This is a genomic window from Streptomyces triculaminicus (genome assembly GCF_017349075.1).
GTDB lineage: Bacteria > Actinomycetota > Actinomycetes > Streptomycetales > Streptomycetaceae > Streptomyces > Streptomyces triculaminicus.
In genome coordinates, this window is the sequence record NZ_JAFMOF010000002.1 from 936,004 (window position 1) to 961,006 (window position 25,003).

21 protein-coding genes, 2 pseudogenes and 2 riboswitches are annotated in these 25,003 nt (G+C 74.3%); of the genes and pseudogenes, 8 read left to right on the forward strand and 15 right to left on the reverse strand.

The annotated features are described in order from the left end of the window. Positions 1-25 precede the first annotated feature (25 nt). The 3 genes from J1792_RS14235 to J1792_RS35770 all read right to left on the reverse strand — a co-directional run bounded on the left by J1792_RS14235 (position 26) and on the right by J1792_RS35770 (position 3,064). Positions 26-1,348, reverse strand: coding sequence for a serine/threonine-protein kinase (locus J1792_RS14235; protein WP_207247372.1), 1,323 nt, complete (start codon positions 1,346-1,348; stop codon positions 26-28). Positions 1,349-1,465: 117 nt separating this feature from the next. Beyond that, a complete protein-coding gene (locus J1792_RS14240) occupies positions 1,466-2,584 on the reverse strand; it encodes an alpha/beta hydrolase (RefSeq protein WP_086571450.1) in 1,119 nt (372 codons plus the stop codon). Between the two features lie 126 nt (positions 2,585-2,710). Then, positions 2,711-3,064: a short-chain fatty acyl-CoA regulator family protein gene (locus J1792_RS35770; RefSeq protein ID WP_086571448.1), complete on the reverse strand. Its 354-nt coding sequence runs from the start codon at positions 3,062-3,064 to the stop codon at positions 2,711-2,713. Positions 3,065-3,137: 73 nt separating this feature from the next. Between J1792_RS35770 and J1792_RS34055 the strand changes: the two are divergent. Next, positions 3,138-3,383, forward strand: a pseudogene (locus J1792_RS34055) (3-hydroxybutyryl-CoA dehydrogenase); the annotation flags it as partial. Positions 3,384-3,452: 69 nt separating this feature from the next. Continuing rightward, positions 3,453-3,672: riboswitch (cobalamin riboswitch) on the forward strand. Between the two features lie 136 nt (positions 3,673-3,808). Next, the gene (gene metE / locus J1792_RS14250; RefSeq protein WP_207247373.1) at positions 3,809-6,136 is read left to right on the forward strand and encodes a 5-methyltetrahydropteroyltriglutamate--homocysteine S-methyltransferase; all 2,328 of its coding nucleotides are present in this window, start codon (positions 3,809-3,811) and stop codon (positions 6,134-6,136) included. A gap of 78 nt (positions 6,137-6,214) precedes the next feature. Here metE and J1792_RS14255 read toward each other — a convergent pair whose 3' ends face one another. Further along, a complete protein-coding gene (locus J1792_RS14255; RefSeq protein ID WP_086571445.1) occupies positions 6,215-6,793 on the reverse strand; it encodes a histidine phosphatase family protein in 579 nt (192 codons plus the stop codon). Positions 6,794-7,088: 295 nt separating this feature from the next. Here J1792_RS14255 and J1792_RS14260 point away from each other — a divergent pair, with 295 nt between their 5' ends. Further along, positions 7,089-7,313, forward strand: coding sequence for a CbtB domain-containing protein (locus J1792_RS14260; RefSeq protein ID WP_207247374.1), 225 nt, complete (start codon positions 7,089-7,091; stop codon positions 7,311-7,313). Between the two features lie 20 nt (positions 7,314-7,333). Then, positions 7,334-8,098 (forward strand): CbtA family protein, encoded by a 765-nt coding sequence (locus J1792_RS14265; RefSeq protein ID WP_086574183.1) that lies wholly within the window; start codon positions 7,334-7,336, stop codon positions 8,096-8,098. Positions 8,099-8,111: 13 nt separating this feature from the next. On the opposite strand, the gene J1792_RS34060 is transcribed toward J1792_RS14265, so the two are convergent. Genes J1792_RS34060 through J1792_RS34065 form a run of 3 tightly spaced genes read right to left on the reverse strand, consistent with a single transcriptional unit; the run spans position 8,112 to position 10,086 of the window. Then, positions 8,112-8,276, reverse strand: coding sequence for a hypothetical protein (locus tag J1792_RS34060; protein WP_242645910.1), 165 nt, complete (start codon positions 8,274-8,276; stop codon positions 8,112-8,114). Further along, positions 8,261-9,244, reverse strand: a complete 984-nt coding sequence (locus J1792_RS14270; RefSeq protein ID WP_242645911.1) for a glycosyltransferase — start codon at positions 9,242-9,244, stop codon at positions 8,261-8,263. The genes J1792_RS34060 and J1792_RS14270 overlap by 16 nt, the downstream gene beginning before the upstream one ends. Continuing rightward, complete coding sequence (locus J1792_RS34065) at positions 9,241-10,086, reverse strand: DUF2334 domain-containing protein (RefSeq protein WP_245872228.1); 846 nt, start codon at positions 10,084-10,086, stop codon at positions 9,241-9,243. The genes J1792_RS14270 and J1792_RS34065 overlap by 4 nt, the downstream gene beginning before the upstream one ends. 26 nt (positions 10,087-10,112) lie before the next feature. On the opposite strand from J1792_RS34065, the gene J1792_RS14280 reads away from it, so the two are divergent. The 3 genes and pseudogenes from J1792_RS14280 to J1792_RS14290 all read left to right on the forward strand — a co-directional run bounded on the left by J1792_RS14280 (position 10,113) and on the right by J1792_RS14290 (position 12,501). Beyond that, entirely contained in the window at positions 10,113-10,841 is a 729-nt protein-coding gene (locus J1792_RS14280; RefSeq protein ID WP_086574177.1) for a 2OG-Fe dioxygenase family protein, read from the forward strand. 86 nt (positions 10,842-10,927) lie between these two features. Continuing rightward, a complete protein-coding gene (locus tag J1792_RS14285) occupies positions 10,928-11,458 on the forward strand; it encodes an SRPBCC family protein (protein WP_086574175.1) in 531 nt (176 codons plus the stop codon). A 120-nt stretch (positions 11,459-11,578) separates the two neighbouring features. After that, positions 11,579-12,501: pseudogene (locus J1792_RS14290) on the forward strand (NADP-dependent oxidoreductase). Between the two features lie 71 nt (positions 12,502-12,572). Here the strand turns inward: J1792_RS14290 and J1792_RS14295 are convergent. The 8 genes from J1792_RS14295 to J1792_RS14335 form a co-directional block, all read right to left on the reverse strand. Continuing rightward, positions 12,573-13,046, reverse strand: a complete 474-nt coding sequence (locus J1792_RS14295) for a C40 family peptidase (protein ID WP_086574629.1) — start codon at positions 13,044-13,046, stop codon at positions 12,573-12,575. Between the two features lie 3 nt (positions 13,047-13,049). Continuing rightward, a riboswitch (cyclic di-AMP (ydaO/yuaA leader) is annotated at positions 13,050-13,215 on the reverse strand. A 245-nt stretch (positions 13,216-13,460) separates the two neighbouring features. After that, positions 13,461-15,041, reverse strand: coding sequence for an endo alpha-1,4 polygalactosaminidase (locus J1792_RS36085; RefSeq protein ID WP_431607858.1), 1,581 nt, complete (start codon positions 15,039-15,041; stop codon positions 13,461-13,463). Next, positions 15,038-15,952: an NAD-dependent epimerase/dehydratase family protein gene (locus tag J1792_RS14310; RefSeq protein ID WP_207247375.1), complete on the reverse strand. Its 915-nt coding sequence runs from the start codon at positions 15,950-15,952 to the stop codon at positions 15,038-15,040. Before J1792_RS14310 ends, J1792_RS36085 begins: the two co-directional genes overlap by 4 nt. A gap of 9 nt (positions 15,953-15,961) precedes the next feature. Beyond that, entirely contained in the window at positions 15,962-16,675 is a 714-nt protein-coding gene (locus tag J1792_RS14315; protein ID WP_086570146.1) for a sugar phosphate nucleotidyltransferase, read from the reverse strand. Between the two features lie 46 nt (positions 16,676-16,721). After that, positions 16,722-17,723 carry an SDR family NAD(P)-dependent oxidoreductase gene (locus J1792_RS14320; RefSeq protein ID WP_207247376.1) on the reverse strand — a complete coding sequence of 334 codons (1,002 nt, stop codon included), beginning with the start codon at positions 17,721-17,723 and terminating at the stop codon, positions 16,722-16,724. A 148-nt stretch (positions 17,724-17,871) separates the two neighbouring features. Next, positions 17,872-19,320 (reverse strand): hypothetical protein, encoded by a 1,449-nt coding sequence (locus tag J1792_RS14325; protein ID WP_179198900.1) that lies wholly within the window; start codon positions 19,318-19,320, stop codon positions 17,872-17,874. Then, entirely contained in the window at positions 19,317-20,834 is a 1,518-nt protein-coding gene (gene pelF / locus J1792_RS14330) for a GT4 family glycosyltransferase PelF (RefSeq protein ID WP_207247377.1), read from the reverse strand. The genes J1792_RS14325 and pelF overlap by 4 nt, the downstream gene beginning before the upstream one ends. A gap of 65 nt (positions 20,835-20,899) precedes the next feature. Further along, positions 20,900-23,059 carry a hypothetical protein gene (locus J1792_RS14335; protein WP_207247378.1) on the reverse strand — a complete coding sequence of 720 codons (2,160 nt, stop codon included), beginning with the start codon at positions 23,057-23,059 and terminating at the stop codon, positions 20,900-20,902. Between the two features lie 705 nt (positions 23,060-23,764). Here J1792_RS14335 and J1792_RS14340 point away from each other — a divergent pair. Beyond that, positions 23,765-24,961, forward strand: a complete 1,197-nt coding sequence (locus J1792_RS14340) for an ABC transporter substrate-binding protein (RefSeq protein WP_307842985.1) — start codon at positions 23,765-23,767, stop codon at positions 24,959-24,961. Positions 24,962-25,003 lie beyond the last annotated feature (42 nt).

The window sequence follows — 25,003 nt, forward strand, 5'->3', positions numbered from 1 at the left end:
TTCCTGACGCTCCGTGCGATGGCCTCTAGCAGACCCAGCCGCCGCTGCACGTGCCGGTCGGGGCCGGTGTGTACGGGGTGGGTCCGGGGTCCGGGCCGGACGTCCCCCCGGCGGCGGGGTCCTTCGACTGTCCGACGGTGGCCGACGGCGTGGGGCCGGGGCCCGGCGTGTCCTTCCCCGTGCCGCCGGTGCCTGCCTGCTCGCGCAGGGCGATCAGCGCGACGGTCCCTCCCAGGACCAGCACCAGGGCGAGCACGGCGCCCACGATCAGCCACACCCTGCCGCCCCCGCCCCCGCCTCCGCCCGTGGGCGCCACGCGGGGGCGTGTCCCCGAATCCGCCCCGAGGGACGAGCCGGGGAACGAGCCGAGGGACGACCCGGCGGACGACCCGGCGGGGGACGGGACCGGCGCCGGGACCGGCGTGGGCACCGGCCGCGGCACGGGACGGGGCTCCGGCCGGGGCAGGGCGGAGGGGACCGTGCCGAGGGCGGTCGGCACGTACCCCACCGGGGTCTCGGTGAGCCGCCCGCTCGCGACGGCCTCCAGGAGCTGTTCGGCCTCGGCCGAGCCCATCCGCTCCTGCGGGTCCTTGCGCAGCAGCCCCTCCAGCAGCGGGGTGAGCGGTCCCGCCCGCCGCGGCGAAGGAGGCGGCTCGTCGACCACGGCCCGCAGCGTGCTGAGCGCGTCGCCGCGCCGGAAGGGCGACACGCCCTCGACCGCGACGTAGAGCATGGCGCCCAGCGACCACAGGTCCGAGGGGATGCCGGGGCGCTTGCCCGTCGCCCGCTCCGGGGCCAGGTACTCGGCGGACCCCACCAGGTCGCCGGTGCGGGTCAGCGTGCTCGCGCCCTCGATCAGCGCGATGCCGAAGTCGGTCAGCACCACCCGGCCGCCCGCCTCCAGCAGGACGTTCGCGGGCTTGACGTCGCGGTGCAGCACCCCGACCGCGTGGGCGGCGCGCAGCGCCTGCAGCACCAGGGCCCCGATCCGGGCGGCCTCCTTGGACTGGAGGGCGCCCTCGGCCGCCAGCACGTCGGCGAGGGCCTGCCCGCGCACGTACTCCATCACGATCCAGGGGCGGTCGCCCTGCTCCACCACGTCGTGCACGGTGATGACGTTGGGGTGGCTGATCCTGGCCGCCGCCCGGGCCTCCTGCTTCAGGCGGGCGTACAGCACCCGGACGTCGTCCTCGCCCATGTTCTCCGGGGCCCGCACCTCCTTGGCCGCGACCTCGCGGTCGAGGACCTCGTCGATGGCGAGCCAGACCACGCCCATGCCGCCGCGGCCCAGTTGTTCGATGAGCCGGTATCGTCCGGCCAGCAGTGGATGACGCCGTTCCGTGTCCATGCCGTACGCCCCCTCCCCGTACGTACGGCATACCAAGCCGTGCGCGTTCGGGCCACACTGGCTGAGACGTGGCCGTGGGCCATACCGTTCCCGTCCGCGGAACCCGGGGGAGAAGGCTCAGCGGCGGGCGGCGAGCTCCTTGTCGAGCCAGCGCAGCACCACGGGGTACTCGTCGCGCCAGGTGACGAAGTTGTGTCCGCCTTCCTCGCGGACCAGCTTCTCGATCTTGGTGGGGGCCTTGGCCTTCCCCGCGAACTTCCGCATCTGCGCGTAGTACTTCTCCTCGCCCTTCTCGCTGGCGGCCAGGAGCAGGGACACCGGCGGCGGAGGCATGTGCTCCAGGCGCCAGATGAGGTCGGACTCGTTCCTGAGCTGCTTGCTGCCGGCGTAGAGGTCCCCGGTGTCCCGGTCCTGGCGGGCGAAGAGGTCGGCGGACAGGCCCGCCGCCGCGCCGTAGCGGGCCGGGTTGGTCATGGCCATGTTGAGCGCGCAGTAGCCGCCGGTGGAGTTGCCCACCGCGCCCCAGGAGCCGCGCGTGTTGTCCACGCGGTAGGCGTCGTTGGCGGCGATGGGGACGTCCTGGTTGAAGAAGGTCAGCGCCTGCGGACCGCCGGGCACGTCCGTGCAGTTGGTGTCGCGGTCCGCCACCACCGAGGGCCGCAGCATGAGCACGATCGCCGGTCGCATCTCCTTGGCCATCATGGCCTTGGAGGCCGCCTGCGGGACCTTGGCCTTGGTGATGAGGTTGATGGACTGGCCGGGCTGACCGGTGATCGACACGATCACGGGGAACGTGTCCTTCTCGTGCTCCTTCTGGAAGTACTGGGGCGGGAGGTAGGCGAAGCCGTCCATGCTCAGCCCGGTCACCGGGCCGCGTATCTCGATCCGGTCCACCTGCCCGGCCTTCTCCTTCCGGCCCAGGCCGACGGGCTCCTGCCCCTTGACCGTCAGGGCCGGAGGCCGCTTGCCGTTCCCCGAGCCGGTCTGCAGCGTCTGCTTGCGGGAGTTCTGGCCGAGGAGTTCCTTCCAGGTGGAGTAGAAGCCGTACTCGCTGTTCGCCGCCACCAGCAGCACCGCCAGGATGCCGACCTGCGTCACCAGCAGCAGGCCGAGGCGGGAGGCGAACGCCAGGGGTCCCTTTCTCGCCACCCGTGGCCACAGCCACAGCACCAGCGCGATCACCGCCAGTGCGATGACCCCCAGGACCATCAGGAGTTCGGGAGACGTGAGACCCATGCGTTGTCGCTCCTCTTCGGCGGGAGATTTCTCCTGTAGAGAGGGATCACGACCACTCGAGGTTTCCCCTGGAGAGAGCAAATATCATCTTATGGGGATGCCCGGAGGGGCGCCCCCCGTGCGGCCTCAGGGCCCGGCGGGCTCCACCGGATACGGAACGAACGTCGTCCGGTTCTCGTCGACCGCCAGGCGCCGGCCCAGCGGCGGCACCGCGCGCTGCGGGCAGTCCAGCCGCTCGCAGACCTTGCAGCCCATGCCGATGGGGGTGGCCGCGGCCGCGTGCCGCGACAGCTCGTCCCCGAACTCCAGCAGCGCCAGCTGGGTGGCCATCCGGAAGGCCTGCCGACCGGGGCGCAGCCGGGGCGAGAGGTGCAGGACGCGGGTGGCGGGATCGTAGCGGTGCAGCTGCCCGGCGTCCGGGCCGTCGGCGAGGGCCTCGCGCAGCCGGCGCAGCCGGGCTCCCGCGTAGGCCTTGCTCATCCGGCGAGACTAGCATTGGCAACCTTCGCAAAGGCGCGTCAAATACTCCCCACTATTTGGCAGTTGGCCACGGTCGACGCCGGTCGCGGCCGAGCGCTTCGCCGCCACCACGCTGGGGCGCGACGTCGTGCGGGCGAGGGACCGGGCGGGCTTCGTGGTCAACGCCCTGCTGGTCCCCTACCTGTTGGCGGCCGTGAGGATGGCCGAGTCCGGCTTCGCCACGGCCGAGGAACCGCTCTACGCGCCGCCCCCGCTGCTGCGCCGCATGACCGACGCCGGGCTGCCGGGCCGCAAGAGCGGGCAGCGCTTCCACGCCTACCCGGCCCGGGGCGGCTGGCAAGATCGGGACAACCCCCGGCAACCCCTGTCGCCGGGGAGCCGGGTGTGTCTAGGCTGGGGGTGCAGTCGGTTCGCCCCGTCTTCGGACGGCGGCGTCGCAAGAGGGAACCCGGTGCGAATCCGGGACTGCCCCGCAGCGGTGAGTGGGAACGACCGCCGTCATACGCACTGGGCCCGAGGGCCCGGGAAGCGACGGCCAGTAGGTGTCGCGTCCGTCAGGACGCGGCGGGCCCACGAGTCCGAATACCTGCCACTGCCCGCGTGCGACCGCACGCGGTGTTCTCGGTGGTCTCGTGGGCGGACCGACGGGTACGGGCGGACGCGACGCGGCCCCGCCCCGTCCTGCCGTTCCTTCGCACCCCGTCGACCACCGGGAGCGTTCCGCGACTCGCGAAGGAGAGTTCCGTGGCAGCCGACCGTCCCCGCCCCGCCCCGCGTTCCCTGGCCACCGTCCACGGCTACCCCCGGCAGGGGGCCGGCCGGGAGCTGAAGAAGGCCGTCGAGGGTTACTGGTCCGGCCGCGTCAGCGCCGGCGAACTGCGCCGCACCGCCGCCGGCCTGCGCCGCGAGGCCTGGCGAGCGCTGGCGGACGCCGGCGTCCACGAGGTCCCCACCGGCGACTTCTCGCTCTACGACCACGTCCTGGACACCACCGTCATGGTCGGCGCCATCCCCGAGCGCCACCGCGCCCTCGTCGCCGAGGACGCCCTCGACGGCTACTTCGCCATGGCCCGCGGCACCCAGCAGGCACCGCCGCTGGAGATGACCAAGTGGTTCGACACCAACTACCACTACCTCGTCCCCGAACTGGGCCCCGGCACCGTCTTCACCGCCGACTCCGCCAAGCCCGTCGGCGAACTGCGCGAGGCCCTCGACGCCGGCCACGCCGCCCGGCCCGTGCTGGTGGGCCCCGTCACCTACCTCCTGCTCGCCAAACCCGCCCCCGGCACCGCCCCGGACTTCCAGCCGCTGACCCTCCTCGACCGGCTGCTGCCCGTCTACGCCGACGTGCTCGCCGACCTGCGCGCGGCCGGCGCCGCATGGGTGCAGCTCGACGAGCCCGCACTGGTCCAGGACCAGCCCCCGGCCGTACTGAACGCCGCCGCCCGCGCCTACCGCGAACTGGGCGCCCTCACCGACCGCCCCAAGCTGCTCGCCGCCGCCTACTTCGACCGGCTCGGCGACGCCCTGCCGGTGCTGGCCAAGGCGCCCGTCGACGGCCTGGCCCTGGACTTCACCGGGCCCGCCGCCGCCAACCTCGGCGACCTCGCGGCCGCCGGCGGCCTGCCCGGCAAACGGCTGATCGCCGGCGTCGTCGACGGACGCAACGTCTGGATCAACGACCTCGAGCGGTCCCTGGCCACCCTCGCCACCCTGCTCGGCCTCGCCGGCCGCGTCGACGTCGCCCCCTCCTGCCCCCTGTTGCACGTGCCCCTGGACGCCGCCGCCGAACGCGACGCCGACCCGCAGGTCGCCCGCTGGCTCGCCTTCGCCCGGCAGAAGACCGACGAGATCGTCACCCTCGCCCGCGGCCTGAACGAGGGCGGCGACACCATCGCCCCGCAGCTCGCCGCCAACCGCTGCGCCCGTGCCTCCCGCGCCGCCTCCGCCCTCACCCGCGACCCGGCCGTGCGCGCCCGCGCCACGGCCGTCACCCCAGCCGACACCCGCCGCCCACAGCCCTACGCCGAGCGCTCCGCCGCCCAGCGCGCACGCCTGGGCCTGCCGCTGCTGCCCACCACCACCATCGGCTCCTTCCCGCAGACCCGCGAACTGCGCACCGCCCGCGCCGACCTGCGCGCCGGACGCATCGACGCCGCCGCGTACGACGAGCGCATCGCCGCCGAGATCCGCGAGGTCCTCGCCTTCCAGGAGAAGGCCGGGCTCGACGTCCTCGTCCACGGCGAACCCGAACGCGACGACATGGTCCAGTACTTCGCCGAGCGCCTCACCGGCTACCTGGCCACCCGGCACGGCTGGGTGCAGTCCTACGGCACCCGCTATGTGCGGCCGCCCATCCTCGCCGGCGACATCTCCCGGCCCGGGCCCATGACCGTCGCCTGGACCGCCTACGCCCAGGAGCACACGGACCGCCCGGTCAAGGGCATGCTCACCGGCCCCGTCACCATGCTCGCCTGGTCCTTCGTCCGCGACGACCAGCCGCTCGCCGACACCGCCCGCCAGGTCGCCCTCGCCCTGCGGGACGAGGTCGCCGACCTGGAGGCCGCGGGCACCGCCGTCATCCAGGTCGACGAGCCGGCGCTGCGCGAGACCCTGCCGCTGCGCTCCGCCGACCGGGCCGGCTACCTCCGGTGGGCCACCGAGGCCTTCCGGCTGGCCACCGCCGGCGTGCGGGCGGACACCCAGATCCACACCCACATGTGCTACGCCGAGTTCGGCGACATCATCGCCGCCATCGAGGACCTGGACGCCGACGTCATCAGCCTCGAGGCCGCGCGCTCGCACATGCGGGTCGCCGGTGAACTCGCCCTGGCCGGCTACCCGCAGGAGGTCGGGCCCGGCGTCTACGACATCCACTCCCCGCGCGTGCCGGACGCCGCCGAGGTCGCGGCCCTGCTGCGCAAGGGGCTCGAGGCCGTCCCGGCCGAGCGCCTGTGGGGCAACCCCGACTGCGGGCTGAAGACCCGTGGCTGGGCTGAGGTGCGCGCGTCGCTGACGCACCTGGTCGAGGGGGCCCGCCAGGTGCGGGCGGAATGCGGCACCGCGGGGTAGCCCCCGCCCACCGAGCCGCCGCCGCGCCGGCCGGAACACCCGCTGAGGGGCGGGGAGTCCGGCCGGGCGCGGCGGCTTTCAGCCCGCCGGGGTGAGCGGGCGGCCGCAGCGCAGGTTCCAGCGCCCGGCCCGGCCGCTCAGCTCGGTCAGGGACAGGGGGGAGACGTCCAGGCGCCAGAACACCGGCGCCGGCAGCCCGAGCGCGTGCACCAGCGCCGCCCGGACGACGGCGGGTTCCACCACGGCCAGCACCCTCCCGCCGTCCCCGGCCAGGCCGTCCAGCCACGCGCCGACCCGTTCGGTGAGCGCCACGACCGACTCCCCGCCGTGGGGCGCGGCCCCGGGGTCCGCCAGCCATGCCGCCACCGCCTCCGGTTCGGCGGTCATCACCTCCTCCAGCGAACGGCCGCGCCAGCGGCCGACCTCCAGATCGCGCAGCGCGCCCACGGGTTCGGCGTCGTCCAGCCCGAGGGCGGCGGCCGTCCGGCGGCAGCGCGGCGCGGGGGCCGTCGCGGCCCGGTCCGTGCGCGGCAGCGCCCCGGCCGCCGCGCGGGCGGCGCGCTCGCCCGCCGCGTCGAGCGGGGAGCCGTCGTCGAAGCGCGCGGCCCGCAGCGCGGAGCCGGTCGCGGGCGAGATCAACATCACACGCGTCGTCATGATCCTCTCCTCCGGGGCGCTCGGGCCCACGCGCCCAGCAGACCACGGGCTTTGGCCGGGGAGTGCGCCGGGGGCGTGCATCCGTACGCCCGTAGCGCCGTGACGGACCAGGCGGTACGGTCGCGTGTACATGACGACGGTGCGTTCGGAAGCCGGTGCGAATCCGGCACGGTCGCGCCACTGTGTACCTGGCGGGCACCCCGGTCGGCTCCGGGGTTCGGCGGCAGGAAAGTCAGACCCGCCACCGTCGTCGAGCACCAACGACCGGGACGCGTGTTCCCCAGGAGGTTCTGTCATGGCCCAGTCCGTCGCCCCCGTTTCCAGCCGCCCCGCCCTGCCGGAGATCGCCCCCATCTCGCTCAAGGAGATAGCCCCCTGGCTGGCCTTCGGCGGGATCCTGATGCTGGTCCTGCTGTACTTCGTCGGCGCCGAGCAGGGCGCCACCTCCCTCATCGCGGGCAAGGACGTCCACGAGTGGGTGCACGACGGCCGCCACCTGCTCGGTTTCCCCTGCCACTGACCCGGCGGGAGCACGAGCCCATGAACTCCGTATCCGTAAGGGCCCTGCTCGTACGGGGCATGCTGGCCGGCCTGGCCACCGGCGTGCTGGCCCTGATCACCGCCTACCTGCTGGGTGAGCCCCATGTGGACTCGGCCATCGCGTTCGAGGAGGCGCACAGCCACGACCACGGCCACGACGAGGTGGAGCTGGTCAGCCGGACCATGCAGGCCACCGGCGGCCTCGCCACCGGCGTCCTGGTCTACGGCGTGGCGCTGGGCGGCATCGCCGCCCTGGCGTTCTGCGTGGCCCTGGGCCGCATCGGCCGCTTCGGCCCGCGCGCGACCGCGGGACTGGTCGCGCTGGGCGCGTTCGTGGCGGTCTTCCTGGTGCCGTTCCTGAAGTACCCGGCCAACCCGCCGGCCGTCGGCGACCCGGACACCCTGGACCAGCGCACCGCGCTGTTCTTCCTGATGATCGCGCTCAGCGTGCTGCTCGCCGTCGCCGCGGTCATCCTGGGCCGGCGCCTCGCGCCGCGCCTGGGCAACTGGAACGCCACCGTGGCGGCCTGCGCCGCCCTGGTCGTCGCGATCGGGCTCGCGTACGCGTTCCTGCCCTCCGGCGACAACGTCCCGGAGCACTTCCCGGCGACGCTGCTGTGGGAGTTCCGTATGTCCTCCCTCGCCATCGAGCTCGTGCTGTGGACCGGCTTCGGCCTGATCTTCGGTGAGTTCGCCGAGCGGCTCCTCGTGCCGAAGGCCGCGGAGCGGGACGAGCGGCAGCCGGAGACGGCAGCCGTGAGCTGAAAGTCGCGCGTCGTCACCGGACGCCGGGCGGGCCGCAGTCGGCCCGCCCGGCGTTCGCGTGTACGGCCAGCATCCGCTCCACCGTCCGGGCCCACGGGAACTCCTCCGCGCGCGCCCGCGCCGCCGCCCGCCGCACCTCCTCGGGCCGGGCGAGCACGCGCGTCACCGCGTCCGCCATCCCCGTCGCGCACCCGGCGGGCGCCACGGCCCCCGCCCCCGGCACCACCAGTTCGCGCGCCGCCCCCGATCGGCCGTCACCACCGGCGTCCCGCACGCCAGCGCCTCCAGCGCCGACAGCCCGAACGACTCCACCGCGCACGGCACCAGCGCCACATCCGCCCGTGCCAGCACCGCGGCCACGCCCCGGCGTTCGGCCACATGGCCGTGGAAGCGCACCGGCAGCCCGGCCGTCGCCGCCCACCGCTCCAGGCGCCCGCGCTCCGGCCCGTCGCCCAGCACGTCCAGGCGGGCGTCCACGCCGCGCCGACGCAGCACCGCCAGGGCCCCCAGCGGCAGATGAGGCCACTTCTCCGCCGACAGCCGCCCCGCGTACACCAGCCGGACCCCGTCGCCGCGCGCGCCGGCGGGGGCGAACACCTCCAGATCGACGCCCAACGGCACCCGGTGCAACGCCACCTGCCCGCCCAGCCGGGCGAACTCCGCGCCGGAGAAGGCGGACGCGGCGACCACGGCGTCGAACGCCCCGGCCAGGCACCGGTTCCAGGCGTCGACCGCCCGGACCGGCGGCAGGCGCCCCGGCAGCCGGGGCGCCAGGATCGCGTCCAGCCGCTCATGGGAGAGCAGCACCGTCCGTACGCCCCGCGCCCGCGCCCAACGGGCCGTACCCACCAGCGTCAGCTTGTCCGACACCTCCAGCACGTCGGGCGCGAACCACCCCAGCAGGCGCCGCAGCCCCAGCAGCACCCCCGGTGAGAGCACCATCCGGTACCCGCCGCCCACGCGCGGCCCCGGCACCGTCACCCGCACGCCGCCCGCCGCGTCGCGCACCCGGGCGTACCGGGCGCCCGGTACGACCAGCAGCCGGTCGTGGCCGGCGGCGACGTACCCCCGGCCGAGCGCGTCCAGCGTGGTGCGCAGACCGCCCGAGGCCGGGGCGTAGAAGTTGGCGAGCTGCGCGATCCTCATGCCGCGCCCCCGGCGGCCGGCCGCCGGGCACGGACCAGTTCGGCGTATGTGCACGGGCGCATCCCCGCCGCCAGGGCGCCGTCGATCGCCGCCAGGGTGCGCTCGCGCAGCCCCGGCCGCGCCAGGTCCGCGGGGTGCAGCGCGATGCGGAACGGCCGGCCGGCGGCGGACCGGCGCCGCGCCGCCGCCGTCATCAGCCGCGCGCCCGCTCGCTCGCCGAGCCCGCCCGGCCGGTGGGACAGCGCCGGCACGCGATGGGCGACCCCGGTCCGCAGGTCGCGCACCGTCAGATGGCCGGTGGTGTAGTCCAGGCCCAGGCCGCGCAGCGCCGTCAGCGTCCCCGGTGAGGCGAGCCAGCCGGGCGGGGTGAAGCCGCACGGTGCCATGCCCACCGAGGCGAGCGCGGCCAGACCCTTCTCCAGCCGTTCACGGGCGGCCCGTTCGCCGAGCGCCGCGAACTCGGCGCAGCCGCGCGCCGCCAGAAGGCCGGTCAGCCGCCGGGCCGGCGACCCGCCGGGTACGCCCCGGTGCTCCCAGCCGTGCAGCGCGAGCTCGTGCCCCCGCTCGCGGGCGGCGTGCGCCCACCGCACCAGGGCCGGGTCGCGGGCCGCCGGGACGCCGCGCCAGGGGCCGGGCACCAGCAGCAGCGTCGCGCGCACACCGCGCTCGTCGAGGCCCGCCAGCCACCGGCGGCACGGGTCGAGGGTCCAGGGGGCCACGTCGTGCACCGAGACCACGAAGACGGCGCTCACAGGACCGAGCGTGCCCCCGCCGCGCGGACGCGCGGTGTACGCGCGGTGAACGGTCCGCCTCCGGGAGACGCCCGGTACGGTGGTGCTCACCAGCACGAAAATACGGGGGAAGTGCCATGTCGTACCCGCTTGTTGAGGCCTGTCACGCCGCTCGCCGCCCCGCGCCGCCGGCCCCGCCGCCCTTTGCCCACCACGGCCCCGCCCTGCTCACCGAGGCCCTCGCACGGATACCCGAGGAGGCGGTGCGGGCGTTCACCGCGTCGTGGAACGACCTGCCCGCCGACGCCCACCTCGGCGCCGGCACGCCCTACCGCTTCCGCCGCTACGGCAGGTTCCGTATCGCCGGCGACGGCCTGGAGCGGCTGCCGCACGTCGCGTTCTTCCAGGACCGCGCCGTCAACAAGGTCAGCGGCGGCGTGGCGCGCATGTTCGCCCCGCTGGACGACACGGTGGCGTGCGGGCCGGTGCTGGGCGCGGTCGTCCGTACCCTCCGGGAGCACCTGCCGGGCCCGCGCACCGGCACCGACCTGTGCGGGGTCCATCAGATCCGGGTCACCGCCACGGACGCGACGGACGGTCACCCGGCGCCCGAGGGCGTCCACCGGGACGGGCACAACTACGTCGCCCAGGTGCTGATCCGGCGCGAGGGAGTCCTGGGCGCCGAGTCGTGCCTGTACGACCTGGCCGGGCGGGCCGTGCACCGGGCCTCGCTGAGCGCGCCGCTGGAGACGATCGTCCTGGACGACCGGCGCGTCCTGCACGGCGTCTCGCCGATGCGGCCGGCGCCGGGCGCGCGGCGGGGCGTACGGGACATGCTGCTCGTCGACTTCTTCCCGGGTCGGTGAGCCGGGGCGGGAACCGGGGGCGGTGCGGGCAACGCGCGGGGCCGCAGGCAGACTTGGCCCCATACAACCCGTACTGAGGAGATCGCATGCGTTACGCGGACGGCCCCACGGTCCACGAAGAGGTGCACATCCAGGCGGCGCCGCCCGAGGTCTGGAAGATGGTGACGGACATCGGGCTGCCCGCCCGGTTCAGCCCCGAGCTGCGGCGGGCCGAGTGGCTGGACGGTGCCACCGGGCCGGCGATGGGCGCGGCCTTCGCCGGCCACAACCACAACCCGGTGCTGGGCGAGTGGCGGACCGTCTCCCATGTGGTCGCGCTGGAGCCGGAGCGGGTGTTCGCCTGGGCGGTCACCGACCCCGACGGGCGGTACGGAGGCGGCCCCGCCGATCCGGCGCACCCGATGGCCACCTGGACGTTCGCTCTCGAGCCCGCGGCCGGCGGCACGCTGCTGCGGCTGTCCGCGCTGCTCGGACCGGCCCGCTCGGGGATCAGCCTGGCGGTCGACCGCATGCCGGAGAAGGAGGAGGCGATCATCGAGCACCGGCTCGGCGACCTCGCCGCCGGCATGCGGACCACCCTCCAGGGCGTCAAGGACCTCGTCGAGGGACGCGCCTGACGACTCGCCGAGCCCCCGCCGCGGGAGTGGGCGTACGGAGATCGGGCGCGGTATCCGTACGCGACGGCCAGTCTGACCGGGAAATGCCCGGCCTCCGGTGAAGCTGAGTCCATGACCAAGATCAAGGCCGTCGCCTTCAGCTCCTACGGCTCCGCCGATGTGCTCCGGCTCACCGACGTCGATCAGCCGGTCCCGGGGCCCGGGCAGGTGCGGATCGCCGTGCGCTGCGCCGGCGTCAACCCGCTCGACCACAAGATCCGCAGCGGTGCCATGGCCGGCATCGTTTCCGTCGACCTGCCGCACGTCCCCGGGGTGGAGGCCTCCGGGGTGGTGGAGGCGGTGGGGGAGGGAGTGGTGGGGGTGCAGGCGGGGACGCGGTCCTCGGCCGCACCGCCACCGGCGCCTACGCCGAGCAGGCCCTGGCCGTGGCCGAGGAGCTGATGATCAAGCCGCTCTCCCTGCCCTGGGAGGAGGCGGCCGGCCTGCCGTTGGCCGCCGAGACGGCCTGGCGGGCGCTGAACCTGCTGGCCCTGAACGAGGGCGAGACCCTGCTCGTGCACGGTGCGGCCGGGGGAGTGGGCACGCTGGCGGTGCAGTTCGCCCGCTCCCGGGACGTCCGGGTCATCGGCACGGCCAGCGAGTTCAACCACGAGTACCTGCGCGGGCTGGGCGCGATCCCGGTGACCTACGGCGAGGGCCTCGCCGAGCGCGTGCGCGAGGCCGCGCCGGGCGGGGTGGACGCCGCACTGGACGCCGTCGGCAAGGGCGACGCCGTGGGGATCTCGGTCGAGCTGACCGGCGACCCGGAGCGGGTGGTGAGCATCGCCGACCCCGAGGGCGCCCGCCGCACCGGCGCCCGCTTCAGCGCCGGCGGCCCGGCCTCCGGGGGCGGCCCGGCGCTCACCGCCGCCCTGGCCCTGCACGAGGCCGGCATCCTCCAGCTGCCCGTCCACCGCGTCTACCGCCTGCACGAGGCGGCCGAGGCCCACCGCGCCAGCGAGCACGGCCATCTGACGGGAAAGATCGTGCTGGCGGTGGCGTGAGGGCGTCCGGGTCGTGAAACAGGCAGGGCCCGGCACGCGCAACCGCGTGCCGGGCCCTGGACGTCGGACGGCTACTTGACGCGGCCGTACCAGACGCTGTTGCTCCAGATCTTCTCCAGCCGGACGGAGGTGCCGGGCTTGGGAGCGTGCCAGATCTTGTTGTTACCCGCGTAGATACCCACGTGGTAGACGTTGCTGCCGGAGTGGAAGAACACCAGGTCGCCGGTCTGGCGCGAGCCGCCGGAGATGTGGCGGGTCTTGTTGTACTGGTCGGCGGCGGTGCGCGGGAGCGACTTGCCGGCCTTCTTGAACGAGTAGAGCGTCAGGCCCGAGCAGTCGAACCGGTTCGGTCCGGTGGCACCCCACTGGTAGGGGGAGCCCTTCTTGGAGGCCGCGACCTTCAGAGCCTGCTCGCCGGCGGTGGCGGCCGACGCGTCCGGGGCGAGGCCCGGTACCAGCACCGTCGCCGCCAGGGTGGCGACGGTGAGGGCGGACGCGGTACCGGCCCGCTTGGCGAGCGCGGGTATTCGAGGCAACGCAGACATGCCTAAGCCCTTCGACATCCGCCTGCGAAAGATGACCTGTCGGGTTCGGGCTGCGAAGTTGCCCGGCCACCGTTGTGGCTTCACCCCCAGAACCACCGACCTCGTGGTTCGTACCGCTTGGGTCTCCCGCTCCTGCCGATCCATCAATTCGATTCCGCACCCGGTGCGGCGGCAGGACTCGGCGTCCGCCCGGGTCGCCCGCCTCGGTGACGGGATCTTGTGTTCGGTGAGAGATCCTGCACCATCAATCGCTCAGATTCGGTGCCCAAACGGTCATCTGTGAACTTCTTCACTTCGGATGCAAACCCGGAACCGTGGTATTCCCAGCCCCGCCGAACTGGCGGTAAACCCTTGTCCCCACTGGTTTCCGAAGCATTGGAATGAATGACTCCGCAGAGGGCGCCGGCGGGGGCGTCAGCAGGGGCGCCGCCACGCGTCGAGGTCCAGGTTCTTCTTCATCGAACTGAGCCCCAGCCGCTTGGCCGTGTCGCAGAAGTCCCCCGGCGGGAGCTCGTATTCGACATGGAAGACCGCTTTGTTCCGTTTGATGAAGGGCGTCAGCTTCTCGCACTCGTCGTACTGCGCGCACTGCTCGTTCACCGCGAAGTCGAAGTCGCGCACCAGCTGGGGGATCTGCTCCAGGTCGTTCTTCAGCCCCACGGCGAGCCCGCGCTCGTGCGCCAGCTCGGCCAGCATCCGGTTGAACGCCAACTGATGGTCGGCCGTCAGCGGAAATCCGGTGCGATTACGGAATCCCTCCGTCAGGTCCGGCTCGACCGCGTCGAATCCCTTCTGCCGGCACATGTCGATACGGGCCGCCATGATCGGCCGCAGTACGTCGAGACGGCGGATGTCCAGCCACTTCTCGCCGTCCCAGCCCTTGTTCTTCGCGCCCAGCACCGACGCGGGGAACTTCTCCTTGTCGGACCGGAAGTTCTCCCACGCCCCGGCGTTGATGTAACAGATCACCTTGCGGCCGCGGGCGTGCAACTCCGCCACCGTCTTCGCCGAGTTCTCGAAGCCGTCGATGTCGTAGACGGGCGCGTCCACCGAGGTGTCCACGCGCCCGCCGAGCTGCCACTGCCAGCGGGTGCCCGGCTTGGGCTGCCACCGCCCGGACGGCTGGGCCGGCGTGCTGCCAGGCGTGCCGCCGGGCGTCATCCGGTCCGTGGGCACCGGCTCCCGCGCCTCGCCGCCGCCGTCGTCCCCGTCGTCGGACGGGCTCGAGGACGAACACCCCGCGAGGACGAGGAGCACCACCCCGAGCACCCCGGCCCGCCGCGCCCCCTCACCGCGCACCCCCGCCGTGCCGGCCGCCGTCAGGGGCGCGCTCCGCCAGGGGTTGGCCCCCGTCCCCGGCACCGCGCAGTGCACCCCGGCACCCCGCCCGCCGGCCGTCCGGGCCACCAGCGCCGCGGCGTCCTCGGGCACCCCGTAGACCAGGTGGCAGAAGCGCGCCGGCGGGTGGTCGGCGGTCCACTGCGGCACCCGGGCCCGCCGGTACTCCTCCCACGTGCCCTCGAACGTCACCAGCAGATCGGCCAGCGCCGCGTAGCCCGGGTCGGGATGCGTCCCCGGGTTGAGCACCGCCGTCCGCGCGCCCAGCACCCGGGCCGCCGTCACCAGGCGGCGGTAGCGCGGCAGCGGCGCCGCGTGCGCCGGGACCTGGTCGAGGAAGACCCCGTCCACGCCGTACCACCTGCGGTGCCGGTGGACGTCGGCCACCACCGCGCGGGCCGCGCGGTGACCGTAGCCGGTGTCGACGTAGCCCAGCAGGGGAACCCCCGCGGCGCGCAGCCGGCCGGCGGCGGCCCGGAAGTCTTCGTCGGGCCGCCGGCCGGGGCCGTCGGCCACGTTGAGCACGACGGCGTGCAGACGGGGCGCCGCCTCCAGCAGCGCGTCCCACTCCCGGGGGTGCACCGCCGGATGGGCGTACAGCGGTACGAGCAGCCGTTGCCCGTCGTCCGGCGGCGCCTGGCGCGTGCTCTCGGTCATCGCGGGGACTCCGCGACGGTGCCGGCGTCGGCCCACAGGTCGGCGAGGGACTCCTCGAGGGAGCGGGCCGGGGCCCAGCCGAGGGCACGGCTCGCGGCCGTGATGTCCGCCCGGATCCAGGGCACGGCCGCCGAGCGCGGCGAGCCGTCGCCGTCCTCGTCGACGCGGTCCGCCACCCGGCCGCCGAAGCCCGCGGCCCGCAGCAGCCCTTCGGCGACGTCGCGGACCGGCCGGGCCGTACCACTGGCGATGTTCAGGACGCCGGGCAGCGGCCGGGGCGCGGTGACGGCGAGGGCGATCGCCTCGGCCACGTCCCGCGCGTCGACGAAGTCGCGGTGGGCGGAGAGGTCGCCGGTGCGCACCCGCCCGTCCGGGCCGGCCTTGCGCAGCTCGGCGGCCAGCCGCCCGGGCAGCGAGGCGGCCGGGGCGCCGGGGCCGACGGGGTTGAACACCCGCAGCACCGCGGCGTCCAGGCCGGAGGAGGTCACCGCGAGGGTGCCGGCCAGCTTGGTGGCGCCGTACAGGCCCAGCGGGCGGGCCGGGTGCGACTCGCCGACGGGCCGGCGGCCGTCGGCGGGGCCGTACTCCCCGGCGGAGCCCAGGTGGATCAGCCGGGCGTCCGGGGCCGCCCGGCGCAGGGCCTCGCACAGCACGGCGGGGCCGTGGGCGTTGAGGGCGGTCAGCGACAGGGCGTCGCCGCCGACCGCGCCCACGCAGTTGACGACGGCGTCGGGCGCGGCGTCGCGCAGCACGGCCGCGAGCGCGGCCGGGTCGGCGCCGTACAGGTCGACGGGCACGTCGGCGCCGGGGCTCCGGCCGCCGCCGAGCACCTGCACGCCCTCCAGGGCGTGCAGGCGGTCGGCGGCGTGCCGGCCCAGGAAGCCGGTGGTGCCCAGGACGAGAATGCGCATCGCGTCCGGTCACGCTCCCTTGATCAGCAGGTCGCGGCGTACGGAGAACTCGGCGTTGGCCCGGTCGTAGTCGTCGGGGCGGCCGATGTCGAGCCAGTAGCCGTCGAACTCGTAGGCGTTCGGCGGGGTGTCGGCCGCCAGCAGGTCGAGCACCAGTTCGTCGAAGCCGAGCGGCAGCCCGGGGGTGTAGCGCGCGAGGGCGCCGCGGGAGACACCGTAGACGCCCATGGAGACGCGGTAGTCCATGCTCGGCTTCTCCGCGAAGCCCACGACGCGGCCGGAGTCGGTGGTCAGCACCCCGAAGTCGATGTTCACGGTGCGGGCGTAGGTGGCGATGGTCAGCGGCGCGCCGGAGGCGATGTGGGCGCCGAGCACGTCGCCGAAGTCGAGGTCGGTGAGGATGTCGCCGTTCATGACCAGGAAGTGCTCGGGCAGCCGGTCGGTCATGGTCAGCAGGGGCCCCATGGTGCCCAGGGGGCTCTCCTCGGTGGTGTAGTCGACGTCGATGCCCCATTGGGAGCCGTCGCCGACGTAGGCGCGGATGATGTGGCCGAGGTGGCCGATGGCCAGGGTGCAGCTGGTGAACCCGGCGGAGGCCAGCTGGCGCATGACGATCTCGAGGATGGCGTGCTGGTCGCCGATGGGCACCAGCGGCTTGGGCAGTGCGGTGGTGTACGGGCGCAGCCGGACGCCCTTGCCTCCGGCCAGGATGACTACGTGCATGGGTGCCGTTCCTCTCTCTTAGCCACGTGGGATCGGGGGTGGAACGTCAGACGTTGTAGATGCCGGTCTTGTACCGGCCGAGGTTGACCGGGTCGCGGAAGAACGCGATGGCCTCGCTCAGTCCTTCCTCGAGGGTGTGGGCCGGGGCCCAGCCGGTGGCGGCCCGCAGCCGGGAGGCGTCGGCGACCAGCCGCATCACCTCGGAGTTGGCGGGGCGCACGCGCTGGGCGTCCTCGGTGACCTCGAGCTCGGCGTCCATGAGCTTGCCGATCAGGGTGACGAGGTCGCCGATGGAGATCTCCTCGCCGGTGCCGGAGTTGAAGGTGCGGCCGACGACGTCGTCGGCGGGCGCGGTGCCGACGGCCCGGAAGGCGGCGACGGTGTCCTTGACGTAGCTGAAGTCGCGGGTGGGGCGCAGGTCGCCGAGGGTGATGGCGCGCTGCCCGGCGGCGACCTGGCCGATGACGGTGGGGATCACCGCGCGCATGGACTGGCGCGGACCGAAGGTGTTGAAGGGGCGCAGGGTGACCACGGGCAGCCCGAAGCTGGCGTGGTAGCTGTCGGCCAGCCGGTCCCCGCCGGCCTTGGAGGCGGCGTAGGGCGACTGGGTGTTGATGGGGTGGTCCTCGGCGATCGGCACGGTCTGCGCGGTGCCGTAGGTCTCGCTCGTGGAGGTGTGCACCAGGCGCGGGATGCCCAGGTGCCGTACGGCCTCCAGGACGTTGAGGGTGCCGGTGACGTTGGTCTCGACGTAGCTGTGCGGGGCCCGGTAGGAGTACGGGATGGCGATCAGCGCGGCCAGGTGGTAGACGGTCTCGGCCCCGGTCACCAGACCGGTGACGGAGCCGGGGTCGCGGACGTCGCCGAGCACGACCTCGACGTGGTCCATCACCTCGGCGGGCAGGTCCTCGAGCCAGCCGAAGGACGAGAACGAGTTGTACTGCACCATCGCGCGCACCTGGTGGCCGTCGGCGACGAGCGCCTCGACCAGGTGCGATCCGATGAACCCTTCGGCTCCGGTGACGGCGACGCGTGCCGGTGCGGACATGAGCGGTCTCCTCTGGCGTGACGGGCGGAGCGGGAAATGCGGAGCGGAAACATGGAGCGGAAACGTGGAGCGGAAATGCCGTGCGGGACACGTGCCGTGATGCGGCGGTGCCGTGGTGCGGCGGTGCGTGGTTCAGCGGTGCCGTGGTTCAGCGGTGCGTGGTGATCCGTCCGAGCAGGACGGTGGCGGCGGCCAGCAGACCGGCGGCCGCGCCGGTACAGATCACCACCTGGTCGGTGGTCGGCACGGAGATCCGCAGCACGAGGGCGGCGGTCTCGGCGCCGGCGGCGCCGAGGCAGAGCAGGGCCGGCAGCCATCCGATGCCGTAGGCCTGGAGCAGCAGCCCGGTCCACAGCACCGCCCCGAGCGCCAGCAGAGCGGTCAGGCGCGGCGCGGACAGCGGCGGGTCGTCGGGCCACACGGCGGAGACGGCCAGCGTGAGCACCGTCAGCGCCGCGAGGTACCCGGCGACGCACAGCGTCAGCACACGGCCCACGCGCAACAGCAGTCCGCCGGTGCTCGTCGAGGCGGCGAGCGCGCCCAGGGCCAGCCCGCGGCAGCGGTAGAGCAGCCACTCCGCCACGCCCATGCTGAGGGTGAGGGCGAGGACGGCGGGTCCGCTCGCGCCGCCGTGGTGCCCGACGAGCACGTCGCCGAGCGCGGCGATGGTGGTCAGGGTGCCGCAGCCCAGGCCGAAGAGCCCGTACGGAATCGAGGCGGCCGGCGGCGGCGCCTGCCCGGTCCGCTCGCCGTCCGTGCGGCGGGCCCGGGTGATCTCGTAGACGGCCGCGAAGAGCGCGCCGCCGGCCGTGGCCAGCAGCAGGACGACGCCCACGACGGACGGCGGCCGGGCGAGCAGGACCACCGCGCCGCCGGTCGCGGTCGGCAGCAGGGCGAGCAGCAGGAGCCGCTCCCGGCCGAGCACCAGCAGGGCCGTGGCCGCCGCCAGGTAGAGCACCTGGCCGACGCCGAAGGCGAGCGCCCCGGGCGGCGCCGGGAGCGCGAGGGCCGCGCCGGTGGCGAGCAGGACGCCCAGCGGGGCCCCCACGGCCAGGCAGCGGGCCGCCGCGCCCCGCCCGCCGGCCGCGAGCCACAGGTACGCGCGGTGGGCGAGGGCCTGGTTGAAGGCCCAGGCCACCAAGGCCGAGGCGATGAGCGCCCCGGTCCCGGCGGGCAGCCCGAAACGATCCTGCCCGCCGTTCATCAGGGGTGACCCGAGCGTGTAGCCGAAGCCCGGGAGGGTGAACACCAGGGAGCGCAGCAGGAACTGGCCGGGCTTCACCTTCCAGGGGTCGGGCCGGGGTTCGGGCTCGGGATGACCTCGCGGGACGCGGGCGAAGAGCTCGGCCGCGAGCTCGAAGGCGTCGGCGCGCCCGTAGCGCTCGGCGATCTGTTCGCCGGTGAGCCCGTCGGCCTCCAGCACGGCGGCGATCTCGTCGGGGTGGACGGCCGCCGCGCAGACGGCGGCCAGTTCCTGGGCGAGTTCGTCGACCGGGTCGGCGGCCCACCCCGGCCGGTGGCGCACCGGGACCGGCGCGACCGCGAGGTCGTGGGCCGGCTCGGGCTCCTCCGGCAGCAGGCGCAGCAGTCCGCTCATCCGGCACCGCCCGCGGCCATGGCCATGACGGGTGCGGGACGGGCGAGGGGAGTGTGCGCGGGTACGGGCTGCCGCAGCCCGGCGAGGTCGTGGTAGATGTCGCGGAAGGCGCTGATGGTCTGCCGGAGGGTGAACTGCTCGATGACGCGCAGCCGCGCGGCCTCGCCCATCCGGGCCCGCAGGCCCGGATCCCGCAGCAGCGTCAGCGCCGCCCGCGCCATGCTCGGCGCGTCGCGGGGCGGTACGACCAGTCCGCTGTCGCCGACGGCCTCCCGGACCCCGCCCACGTCGGTGGAGACGGTGGCCCGTCCGCACGACATGGCCTCGATCAGGGTGAAGGGGAAGCCCTCGCTGATGCTGGAGAGCATCACCACGTTGCCGGCCGCGTAGGCGTCGCGGATGTCCTCGACCCGGCCCTCGAAGGTGACGGCGTCGCCCACGCCGAGCTCGGCGGCCAGGTTCTCGCAGGCGGTGCGGTAGCCCTCCCCGCCGCGCGGGGTGCCGCCGAAGAGCCGCAGCCGCGCGTCGGGGATCTCGGCCCGTACGAGCGCGAAGGCGCGGATCAGCGTCTCCAGGCCCTTGATGGGGTCGACCCGGCCCGCCCAGCTGAGCGTCGGCACCTCGGGCTCGGGCCCGGCGGGCGGGAACGCGGCGGGGTCGACGCCGTTGTAGACGGTGCGGATGCGGTCGGAGGGGGTGCCGCCGTGCTCCTCCCAGCGCCGGTTGTAGCGGTTGCCCGGGGTGACCAGGGCGGCGGTGCGGTAGCTCTCGACAGCGAGCATCCGGAACAGCCCGAGCATCAGCGCCTTGACCGGCCAGCGGTAGGGCTCGGCGCGGAAGCCGAGGTAGCGCTCGCGCAGGTAGATGCCGTGCTCGGTGAGCAGGAACGGGGTGCCGTGACGGTGGTGGGCGACCAGCCCGGGCAGGGTGGCCAGCCCCCCGCTCACCGCGTGGGTGATCCCCTCGGCGGGGGGCCGCGCGGCGAGCGGGCGCAGGGCGTGCTCGAGCAGGTCCGTGGCGGTCAGCGCGTCGTGGAGCGTGGGGCGCGCGTCGGCGGTGGCGAGCCCCGGCCGGTTCCAGACGCGGGCGAGCAGGCGGACGGCCTCCTCGCCGCGCAGGGCGGGGAAGAGCGTGCCCTCGGTGGCGTGGTCGGCGAGGCGGTGGAAGGCGCGGGAGAAGTGGTGCTCCTGCGCGGGGTCGAGGAGGGTCAGCAGGAAGAGTTCGTAAGCGGTGAGGAAGCGGCGCAGCGCCCTGCCGCGCGGGGCGCGCCCGGAGGGCGGCGGCCCCCACAGGGGGACGGCCTCCACCCCGCGGACGTGGCCGGGCGGCTGCCAGGCGAGCTGTTCGCGGCCGGTTCCGGTGACGGCGATGACGCGGAAGTCGACGTCGGGCATGCCCTGGACGAGCTGGTCGCACCACACGCTCACCCCGCCGTGGCTGTGCGGGTAGGTCCCCTCGGTGAGCAGGGTCACCGAGGGTGTGGCGGACGCCGGTTCGGCTGACGGTCCGTGCATGAAAGTCGGTTCTCTCCAGACAGACGGTGCGGTGAGGGTCGGGTCAGCACGAGCACGGTTCCTGTTCAGCGGCGCACGGTGTCGCCGGGGCCGTAGGGAACGCGGTGGCTGACGCCCTGGGGCACCACAAGCGCGGCCGCGGGGTTCTGCACCCGGGTCGCCTTGCCGGAGAGAGGGCGGGACGTGGTGGGGCCGTCGGCGGGCAGGACGAGGACGACGGTGTTCTGCCCCGTGTCCGGGGCGGCCCAGCCGGAGCGCAGTCCGGCGTAGGAGGTGCCGAAGGCGACGCGGCCGGTGCCGCGCACCTGGACGGTGCCCGACGGCAGGGTGGCGCTGACCTCCATGCCGGCGGGGGCGCTGACGGCGATGGCCGCGCCGACGCGGAAGGCGGTGACCTTGCCGGACTGCACGGCCGCGGTCCAGGCGGCGCGCTTGCGCAGCTCGCCGCCGATGTCGCGCATGCGCAGGTTGACCAGCGGGGTGTTGTCGGCGAACAGGGTGCGGTAGTCGGTCAGGAGCTTCTCCACCGGCTGGTAGCCGATGCGCTCCTCGGCGAGGTTGGACTGGTGGATGAAGTGCGGGCGCGGGTCGTTGGCGAGCACGTGGCTCATGGCGATCCGGCTCTCGAGCGGGACGATGTAGTCGGCGAACCCCGTGGTGCGCGAGAGGGGTTCGCGCAGGCAGGTCGTGGTGGAGGAGTTCTCACAGACCCCGCTGCCGCCGTCGGCCTTGCGCGTGTAGAGCCAGTTGTACTCGTCGACCTGCTCGGCGGCCTTGCCGGCGTTGTAGAAGACGTTCATCGGGTAGCGGGGCACGGTCAGCGAGGGCCCGACCTGGCGCTGCTCGTGCTCGCGCGAGGTGTCGCTGCCCAGCCAGGCCACCTGGGTCTGGGTGAGGGCGGGGGCCAGCTCGGGGTTGTCGTCCGGCTGCTGCGGCAGGGTCCGCAGGCCGGAGTGCTCGCCGGTGACCAGCTCGTCCTTGTCCAGGGCCAGGCCCTGGCGGGCCGCCCAGCCGCGGTTGTCGTTGATCTGGGCGGTGATGTCCGCCCGGCTGTACCAGCGGATCTTGCCCTGGGCGTCGGTGGCGCACTTCCACGGCACGGTGGAGGTGTCCTGGATGCAGCCCATGAACGGGTGGTTGTAGGTGTGGTTGACCCAGCGGAAGGAGCCCTGGTCGGCGATCAGTTGCTGGGCGAGCGGGTCGGTGCCGGCGTGGGCCTCCTTGTGGGCCTCGCTGCCGCCGCCGTTGAAGGCCAGGTCCAGGGTCAGGCCGTGGTCCTTCTCCCACTGCTTGGCGTGCTGGGCGTCGGCGGCGGTCATCCGGATCGGGTCGTTCTCGGGGCTGCCGGGCGGGCAGTCGATGTCACCGGGCGTGCAGTTGAGCACCGAGTCCCAGCGGTCGTCCGAGCCGAAGACGTCGTCGACGTGCAGGGCGAAGTAGTTGCGCGCCGCCCCCAGGTGGACGCCCTGGGTGAGCCACTCGACGATGCCGCGCGAGAGCAGCCGGAACTGGCTCTGGTAGTGGTTGTAGACGAAGGTGATCACCAGCTCGCTGCGGCCGTCGTGGGTGTACTGGCCGACCAGCGAGCCGCGCTGGGAGCCGCCGGGCACCGGCGCGTCGACGTAGCTGGTGTAGGTCGCGCCCTCGGCCTGCTTGTCGAGGGGCGTGGCGAGGTAGCCGTAGCTCTCGGGCACTCCGTTGTCGTTGTTCTCGAACGGAACGTTTTTCCGCAGGTAGCCGAAGGGGCCCGACGCCCCCGCCGTGGTCACCTGCGCGCTCTGCCCGTCCAGCGAACCGGCGTAGCCGGTGTTCAGGCCGACGGCCGGGCGGGCATAGGTGTAGGCGTCCACCTGCCGGATGCTGAATCGTTTCTCGTAGTCCGCCAGCGCCGCCATCTCGGCCGAACCCGCGCCGAAGGGGTTGTCGTTGGGCAGCACCACGCCCTGGAACTTCGCTCTCGGCCCGCCGCCCACGGTGTCGGCGAGGAACGCCGCGTCGACGCGGGCCCGCCCCGTGTCGCCCAGGTCGAGCCTGGTGTACGGCGTGCCGGCGGTGTCGAGTTCGTTGCGGATCGCGGCGACGGACGGTCCGCCGTCGTCGACCACGAGGACGCGCAGGTCGATGCGCGCCGTGGGTTCCGCCGCGGCGGCCCCGGCCGCCGGCAGGGTCACCGCCAGCAGAGCGGCCGCGGCCCATGCCGCGACCAGACGTGTCGTACGCCCCATTGCCTTCTCCCCCCAGGACGAACCGCGCGTGAGGCGCGCCGCCGTCCTCCACGAACGTGCGCGCGGCGTCGCGAAGACGCCCGCGCACATTGAGTGATCCCCATGTCGGCCCCGTGGCGGCCGGGCTCCCCACCCGGTCGCTACCGTTCCTCCCCTGCCACGGAAACGGACGCCGATTGTCCGGTCCCGAGCCGCACGGCCGGAGCCGTGGTCGCGCGACGATGACGCGGGCTCCGGGCACGGGCGTGCCACGGCCTCGGGAGACTCGCACCGCCTCCCGACCGCTCAGCCTTATAGTGCGGCATGCCCGAAGGCCGCGCCGTGCTCACCGGGGAGTCAGGCCATGACCGTTCGTGAAACCCTGGCCGAAACCCGTCGCGCCGCCCCATGGCCGGCGATCCGCCCCGGATCGGCCCCGTGAGCGGTCATCTCTGAGGTGACCTGTGGCAACTCCTGTATACGACGCCTCGGGAGTCGCATACTCCGAACACCCGTGCACCGCTGGGCGGTACACCCGGCCGCGATGAGATCGGCCTGATGACGGCTGTCCGATATGCCGGGGGTGGCCTGCATTCGGCCGAGGTGCCGCACGTTTCGGGTACGCAATCACCCTTCCGGGTTGGGGGTGTCGTGTGTCAACGGGATTGCAGGAAGGGGAGGTTGTTACAGCAATGCCGGAGGACGCGGGGGAACGGGGGCGGTCGGGTGGCTTCGCGCAGGACGGACGGGCTGTGCGTCGGCGCGGTCGTGGCCCGCACGGGCCGGTCGGCCCGGCCCGGGGAGCCGCTGGACTACGTACTGGACCGGCTGGCCCCCCACCTGGCACGCGGCACCGACGGCACGGGCCTACGGCCGGTCCGGCTGGCCCGGCGCGACAGCCGCTGCGAGGCCGACGGCGCCCGCCGCGCCGTCGCCGAACTCGTGCGTGACGAGGGCGCGTCCGTGGTGGTGGCGATGGGCGGCGGCGCGGTGCTGCCCGCCGTCGCCGAGGCCTGCGAGGTGCTGGGCATTCCGTGCGTGTCCACGGTGTTCCCCTGGCACGCGTACCTCTACGGCGGGGGTGCCGAGCCGCCCGTGCGGCCGCGCCGCTGGACGTATCACTTCGCCTGGGGGTTGGACGACATCGCGACGGTCTTCGCGGAGATGTGGGAACGCGTGGGTTCCGGCCGGACCGTCGGCGCCCTGTGGAACGACGGCCTCCAGGGGCGGCTGCTACGGCATCCGCGGCACGGCTTCCCGCCCGTGGCCGCCGCCCGCGGGCACACCCTGGTCGACCCGGGCGGCTACCGCGAGCCGGCCGCCTGCTTCGCCTCCCACATCCGGCGCTTCCAGGAGACCGGGGTGGAGATCGTCACCAGCGCGGCCACCGTGGAGGACCTGGCGCTCTTCCACCGGCAGGCGGGCGAGGCGGGGCTGCGGCCGCGACTGATCACCTGTTCGCGCCGGCTGACCTGTCCGCGCGCGAACGCCGCGACCGACGGCCTGCGGGGCACCCGCATCGCCACGCTCGTCTACTGGACGCCCCGCCACCCCTTTCGCTCCTCCCTCGACGGCACCACGGCGCAGCAACTGGCCCGCGACTACCGGCGCGCCACGGGCAGGCTCTGGCTCCAGCCGCTGGGCCCCGCCCACGCCCTCCTGGAGGTCGCCGCGCACGCCCTGGCCACCGCGCCCGATCCGACGGACCGCTACGCCGTCGCGGCGGCCGTCGCCCGCATGCGCCTGGACACGATCGCGGGCCCGCTCGACTTCACCGCCGGCCCCACCCCCAACGTCGCGCTGCTGCCCCTCGCCGGCGGCCAGTGGCGCCGGCGCCACGACCGGGCCCCCGAGCTGGCGCTGGTCACCACCACCCGGCTGCCGGGCCTCGCACCGGACGCCGACCTCACGGTCGGGCTCTGAGGGGCGGTCCGGGACGGACGGGCCGAGGGGAGGCGGGGCCGA